The sequence below is a fragment of the Vibrio fujianensis genome (assembly GCF_002749895.1).
GTDB classification, from domain to species: domain Bacteria; phylum Pseudomonadota; class Gammaproteobacteria; order Enterobacterales; family Vibrionaceae; genus Vibrio; species Vibrio fujianensis.
In genome coordinates, this window is sequence record NZ_NBUS01000040.1 from 293,867 (window position 1) to 299,805 (window position 5,939).

5 protein-coding genes are annotated in these 5,939 nt (G+C 41.2%); 2 read left to right on the forward strand and 3 right to left on the reverse strand.

The window, feature by feature from the left end:
* Positions 1 to 443: 443 nt before the first annotated feature.
* Positions 444 to 938 carry a hypothetical protein gene (locus B7C60_RS07195; protein ID WP_099611063.1) on the reverse strand — a complete coding sequence of 165 codons (495 nt, stop codon included), beginning with the start codon at positions 936 to 938 and terminating at the stop codon, positions 444 to 446.
* 450 nt (positions 939 to 1,388) lie between these two features.
* Here B7C60_RS07195 and B7C60_RS07200 point away from each other — a divergent pair, with 450 nt between their 5' ends.
* Complete coding sequence (locus B7C60_RS07200) at positions 1,389 to 3,749, forward strand: Lon protease family protein (RefSeq protein ID WP_099611064.1); 2,361 nt, start codon at positions 1,389 to 1,391, stop codon at positions 3,747 to 3,749.
* A 31-nt stretch (positions 3,750 to 3,780) separates the two neighbouring features.
* Here B7C60_RS07200 and B7C60_RS07205 read toward each other — a convergent pair whose 3' ends face one another.
* Positions 3,781 to 4,245, reverse strand: a complete 465-nt coding sequence (locus B7C60_RS07205) for a DUF2850 domain-containing protein (protein WP_099611065.1) — start codon at positions 4,243 to 4,245, stop codon at positions 3,781 to 3,783.
* Positions 4,246 to 4,597: 352 nt separating this feature from the next.
* Between B7C60_RS07205 and B7C60_RS07210 the strand changes: the two genes are divergently transcribed.
* The gene (locus B7C60_RS07210) at positions 4,598 to 4,906 is read left to right on the forward strand and encodes a hypothetical protein (RefSeq protein ID WP_099611066.1); all 309 of its coding nucleotides are present in this window, start codon (positions 4,598 to 4,600) and stop codon (positions 4,904 to 4,906) included.
* A 498-nt stretch (positions 4,907 to 5,404) separates the two neighbouring features.
* Here B7C60_RS07210 and B7C60_RS18255 read toward each other — a convergent pair.
* Positions 5,405 to 5,939 (reverse strand): DUF3612 domain-containing protein (locus B7C60_RS18255; RefSeq protein ID WP_245868793.1); only part of this gene is annotated, 535 nt, incomplete at its 5' end.

The window sequence follows — 5,939 nt, forward strand, 5'->3', positions numbered from 1 at the left end:
TATTTATTTTTTATCTGCTCAATTATTGGTGAATGGAGAGCGTAGAGTGAGTGCCAAAGGTCGATTTCTATGTGCCAAAAAGCAAAGCCAAAAGGATTAAATTAATGGTTCAATACGTTATTGAGTGCCTCTGGAGCAATGGTTTCAAATTCGTTTCTATTCAAAAGCGATAAATTAACTTTGGCTAAAGGCCACTAGCCTCTGAGAGGATTAGCCGCCAACTAAACAGAGGTTATCCCTTCATTTCATTGACATCATTGATGCGCGAGTTGTTTAAGTCAGCAAGCGCCTAATACTTGATTAGGCTGACATGATATTGCCCACGCATCTCGCAACTTCGTTTATCCATTTACACATCAGCCTCCCTAATAAAGTTCGTTTATTCATAGAGCATACTCGTTCACGCTATTTAACCATAGTGCACTATATTTGATTCGATTGATTTAATTTAACATCGGGATATCACAAGGCTGCCCTTGGTGGTATTTTAGCTGAGTAAAATAACGATGTGTTTTTTCAACATCCTGATATTCGATTCGCCACGAAGCACTTCTCTGGTTATGACAAAACCGGTGGATATGCTCAAGTAACTCGTTACAGAGTGTATTGATTACATTAGCTACCGAGCGAATGAGAGGACTTGTCTCTATGGAAAGAAATTGCAATAGAGCATAAGTCTGATTAATGGCCTGATAAGCATATTGATCTTGCCCCATTTTAGAAAGAATGTCTGACTGATAAATAGCGCTTTCTTTTAACCCTGTCATGAGGCAAATAAACTGGCAAGGTTTCGTTTGTGCGTTTTGTGCCGCATCACACAGATGTTTGGGAAGATGGTGTAGGACATCAATCAAAAGACAATGAGCTTCAGGCCAATGGTGTTGAGCCATTAATTGTTTCGCTTTAAGGTAATGGCTCCAGCATGGTTTTAGTTCCATATTAACTCCGATAGAGAGTAACTTTTTTCGAACCTAGTTGCAGGGGGCGGTGTTGGCGAATTGATTGCCCTCAATAACATTGAGCACGTATGATCATGAGGCTTTACACTTTAGCCGCCTATCTGCAGATCCAAGTTATTTAGATATATTTAAATGCAACAACTCACTAAATGCAACTAATTATCATTTAATTTTTTAGGCTCGGTTGTTGATTATTTATCCGCTTGGTTGTGAATTGGTATTAAGTCACTAAAAAGGTTGTGATTTTCTTCTACACTTGAGCTACAAAGGAGCGTAAGGCTAACCGATACGGTAAACAAAGAACCAAATAACGGTGAAGTATTAAAGACGTGTTGTAGTCAAACATTATTCAGTATCCATCCACATAGACGTAATTATCTCCTTGGAGTATCAGGATGCATAACAATCATAAAAAAATAAGGAGGGAGTATGGCAATTCAACATTTAAGTGCTGAGCAGCTCTATCATGTTGCAACATTAGAAAAACTGCCATGTAAATCAACCAAAGAATTGGCTCCTATTGATGAGATCGTCGGTCAAGAGCGTGCGCAAAAAGCGGTTGAATTTGCCATGTCTATCAAAGAGAAAGGTTACAACATTTATGCTATTGGGCGTAATGGGCTGGGTAAACGGACGATGATTCTCCGTTATCTTAATCGCCATCAGCATGAAAATACCGAGTTATTTGATTGGTGTTATGTGGCCAATTTTGATGATATTCGTACTCCTCGGGTGTTAAAGCTTCCATCTGGCGTGGGACAAAAATTTCGCCAAGATATTGAAAAATTGATGGCAAAATTAATGAATGCCATTCCATTAGCTTTTGATAATGAACTCTATTTTAGCCGTGCCGATCGGTTAAAAAATCAATTAGCACAGAAGCAGCAACACGAGTTGGAAGAAATTACTCGCCGAGCGAAAGAGCGTGATATTAGCTTAACCATCACGACGCAAGGTGATTATCAATTCGTAGCCATGAATGGCGAGGAGATGCATACCGAAGAAAGTTTCGATGCGTTAAGTAAAAAAGAACAAGAATATTTTTCTCAAACGATTGATGAACTTGAAGTTAGTCTCAGAAATATGGTTCGACAGCTAACTGAATGGGAAGAAGCGTACAGTGAAAAAATTAAAAAATTGAATGATGATGTGACGCTAGATGTCATCAGTCATTTTATTAAGCAGCTCAAACAAGATTATTCTAAATACCCAGAAATCAAAGCTTATCTGACCGAGTTACAAAAAGATATTGTTGAGAATGTGGATATTTTCCTCGATGATACCGGCGAGCAAGGTGAATTAGCCACTGCTGCCCTCGATAAAAAACTGCCCCGTCGTTATAAAGTGAATGTCCTAGTTTGTCGATCATCGCAACAGTTCCCTGTCGTCGTTGAGGAAAATCCGAATTATCATTCACTGTTTGGCTATATTGAAACTGCGACGTATAAAGGCACCGTATTCACTGATTTTTCTTTGATCCGTGCGGGTAGTTTACATAAAGCCAATGGTGGCGTGCTGTTGATGGATGCCGTCAAAGTATTAGAGCAACCTTATGTTTGGGACGGCCTGAAACGAGCACTCCGTTCACGTCAGTTAAGCTTTACCTCATTAGAAAAAGAGGTCACTTTGACGGGCACAGTCTCATTGGATCCAGAACCGATTCCTTTAGATGTGAAAATTATCTTATTTGGTGATTATCGCACCTATGAATTGCTGACTCATTACGATCCTGAGTTTAGTGAGTTGTTCCGTGTCACTGCCGATTTTGAAGATGAAATGAAGCGTACCGCAGAGAGTGAGCTGCATTACGCTCGGTTTATTTCTAGTATCATTCATGACAATAATTTGCTGCATTGTGACCGAAAAGCGATTGCACGAATTATCGAACACAGTTCTAGAATGACAGGTGATCAGCATAAACTGTCGTTACACTCAGCGCATATTGCTAATTTATTACGTGAATCAAACTACGTTGCCAGACAAGCTAATTCAAATATGATTCGACAAAATCATGTCGAAGAGGCGTTGAATAACCAACAAATGCGTGTTAACCGTTTGCAAGAAGGGGTTATGGAAACCTTTCTCAATGGCACAACTTTAATTCAAACAGAGAGCACAGCAATCGGTCAAGTCAATGCACTTTCAGTGCTGGCAACCAGTGACCATGCCTTTGGGGCACCGAATCGAATTACGGCCACCACTTCTTATGGCGACGGCGAGATCATTGATATTGAACGCAGTGTTGATTTAGGCGGCAGTATTCATTCAAAAGGAGTGATGATCTTATCTGCTTACTTAACGTCAGTCTTTGGCCGTACCGCTCGGGTACCACTAACCACTACTATTACTTTTGAACAATCGTATGGTGGGGTAGATGGCGATAGTGCGAGTATGGCTGAATTTTGCGCGATTGTGTCGGCATTTTCTAAGTACCCGAACCGACAAGATATTGCGATTACGGGCTCCATGAATCAGTTTGGTCAAGCGCAGCCAATTGGTGGCGTGAATGAGAAAATCGAAGGCTTCTTTGATGTCTGTAATATTAAAGGGCGGCATGATCATCAGGGCGTGATTATTCCGCGGGCAAATATGCATAACCTGATGTTACGTAATGATATTGTCAAAGCGGTCGAAAAAGGTGAATTTCATATTTGGGCAATTGAGCATGTTACCGAAGCCATTGAACTATTTACCGGTAAACCTGCTGGAATTGCAACAGAAGATGGCAGCTATCCAGTAGATAGTATCTTTGGCTTAGCACAGGCAAAACTCAACGCTTTGCGTAAATAAACTACGCTGATAAGGCTTCCTTGCCGAAGCCTTATTGCTCTCTAAAGTGTTCCGAAACGGCAGATCGACGAGTCGGCGTTGGATCGGTTGATATGGTATGTTCGTAGCCTTCTCGAATAAAGCGTTGATGAGGAATTAATGGCTCAATTCGCCGCAACTGGGGGGATTTTTGAGTCCCGGATAATTGATAAATGGTTATCCCACTGCCAGTGGTAACCTCAATACTTCTTCCATCAAACCCAAATTGAGTACTGATCAGCCGTTCATTCCGAAAGACACCTTGTTCATTAAAGGTAAGAACTTCCGTCAAATGGGGGGGAGTGCCTATTTCTATCCATGAGCCATAGACATGTTTGGGGTGGGTATAATCTTGATAACTAAAATAGATGAGCATGGAAAATATCAATGCCAAAAAAGCCAGCACTAGCCAGAAAACAGTTTGTAACAGAATCTGCTTGGAGGTCGATGGATAATGGCGATAGCGTGGTTTATTCATGATCTCTTCTATTTTTCAGCATACTCAGTGATCAAACAGGTACACTTAGAAACCACTTCGACGTATAGGTTTGTGTTATACCCACAGTGGTTTGAGTGTATCGATTAATTTAGAGTGAAGCAGTGATTTATTAAGCGCAACAACGATGATCGAAAGTATGATCTAGCTTCAATATTTATTCAATACGGCAAGTAGGTAGCGGTTATTTTTATTCTCTCAAGGCGTTGTAGCACATAGCTGAGCTGATCAGAGATGAGAGAACGGGAAAATATATAGCTCATGAAGCATGTTTAAGCATGGGTTGATAGTATTGGCTATAATTTAATCAAAGCTGGGCGAGTGAGGAGAATAGATGGCGATCGTTCCCAAACATACTGATCCTTATTCACGTTATGATCCTGAGCGAGACCTAACTACAGACCAATTACACCGTTTTACACAAACGGCGAATAGTGCTCAAAAAAAGCGCGAAGAACAATCAGCAGAAGAAAAACCACCAGAGGAACCATCGTTTATGATGGCAGCGGCACGTCGTGCTCGACGTCAGGCGATGAAGCCCGTCGTGGTAACTAAATTAGATAAACCGAATACGCTTCGCTATATCGTTTGGTTAGTTGTGTTTGCAGCGATCGGGTTGTGGTGGATGTATATGTCCGGTTAAACGATTGGAACCGATCACTGCTGCTGAGTTTTCGGCTTGGTAACATCAAGGGGCACTAATCCACAACCATAGGAAAGCGCTCGATATGTTTAGCGGCGGCCAAATACGGCAATCCATCAATCTCCCCTTATTGATGCTGTTGAGTTAGTGCATACTTACTTCACTGGAATTGGCCGTTATCTATGTGGATGAGCAATTAATTTTTCATAATCAATACTTGTACAGATAATGAAATGAGACAGAGATAGCTGTTTTTTGCAAATAGCAAATATTTTGCATTATGCAATTTTATTATGAGATTAGTTGTAATGAAACTGGTGGTTTTTTGACCAAAATCGCACTTTTCATAGGGTTAAAAGTTGGCACACAATATGCTTTATATAAATTGACCCTTTTAAGCCGAGGGTCACCTAGCCAACTGACGTTGTTAGTGAACCCTTTTGTTCACATCTATATACAGCCAATCGCGCTTCTTGCGATTGGCTATTTTTTTATTTGTTATTCCCCACATTTTTGATAACAGCTTGGGATACGAGGACAAACGGCACCTCGAGAGCAGATTAAGCGTGCTTGGTTCTCTATACCACGCTCAACCCAGTTAATGTTGAGAATCTTAGCAATCGTCAATAAGTCCTTTTTAATATGGCGAGGAATGGATGTGGTTCCTCCTTGTGTGACGCAAGAGGCTTTTAGCTCTTCAGCAATGCTTCGGGCATCTCCCCCCTGTGCATTAATGGCTGGGTTAAGATCGATACCGGCACAAAGGACTCGGTTGTTTCCTGCAGGATCGGTCATATTCATCGATTCACAGCAGTAGATCCGTGGTTCATCACCCACATTTAAAATGGAAATTTGTGCCGAACTGCCAGGCTGAGGCTCCGCTAAGCGACGAAATACTGCCCAATGTTGACATGGATCATTCACTTTACGCATATTTCCCCAAGGAAGAGGAATACCATTTCCACGATAAACCGCTTTTAGCTTCCCTTCACCATAAGCATCAAAATAATGCCAATGTGGGTAGGGAGAGACG

What these genes read in the sequence shown, in the direction of transcription:
- B7C60_RS07195 (WP_099611063.1), bottom strand. Translation starts at nt 938, where the DNA reads ATGGAACTAAAACCATGCTGGAGCCATTACCTTAAAGCGAAACAATTA.
- B7C60_RS07210 (WP_099611066.1), top strand. Translation starts at nt 4,598, where the DNA reads ATGGCGATCGTTCCCAAACATACTGATCCTTATTCACGTTATGATCCT.
- B7C60_RS07200 (WP_099611064.1), top strand. Translation starts at nt 1,389, where the DNA reads ATGGCAATTCAACATTTAAGTGCTGAGCAGCTCTATCATGTTGCAACA.
- B7C60_RS07205 (WP_099611065.1), bottom strand. Translation starts at nt 4,245, where the DNA reads ATGAATAAACCACGCTATCGCCATTATCCATCGACCTCCAAGCAGATT.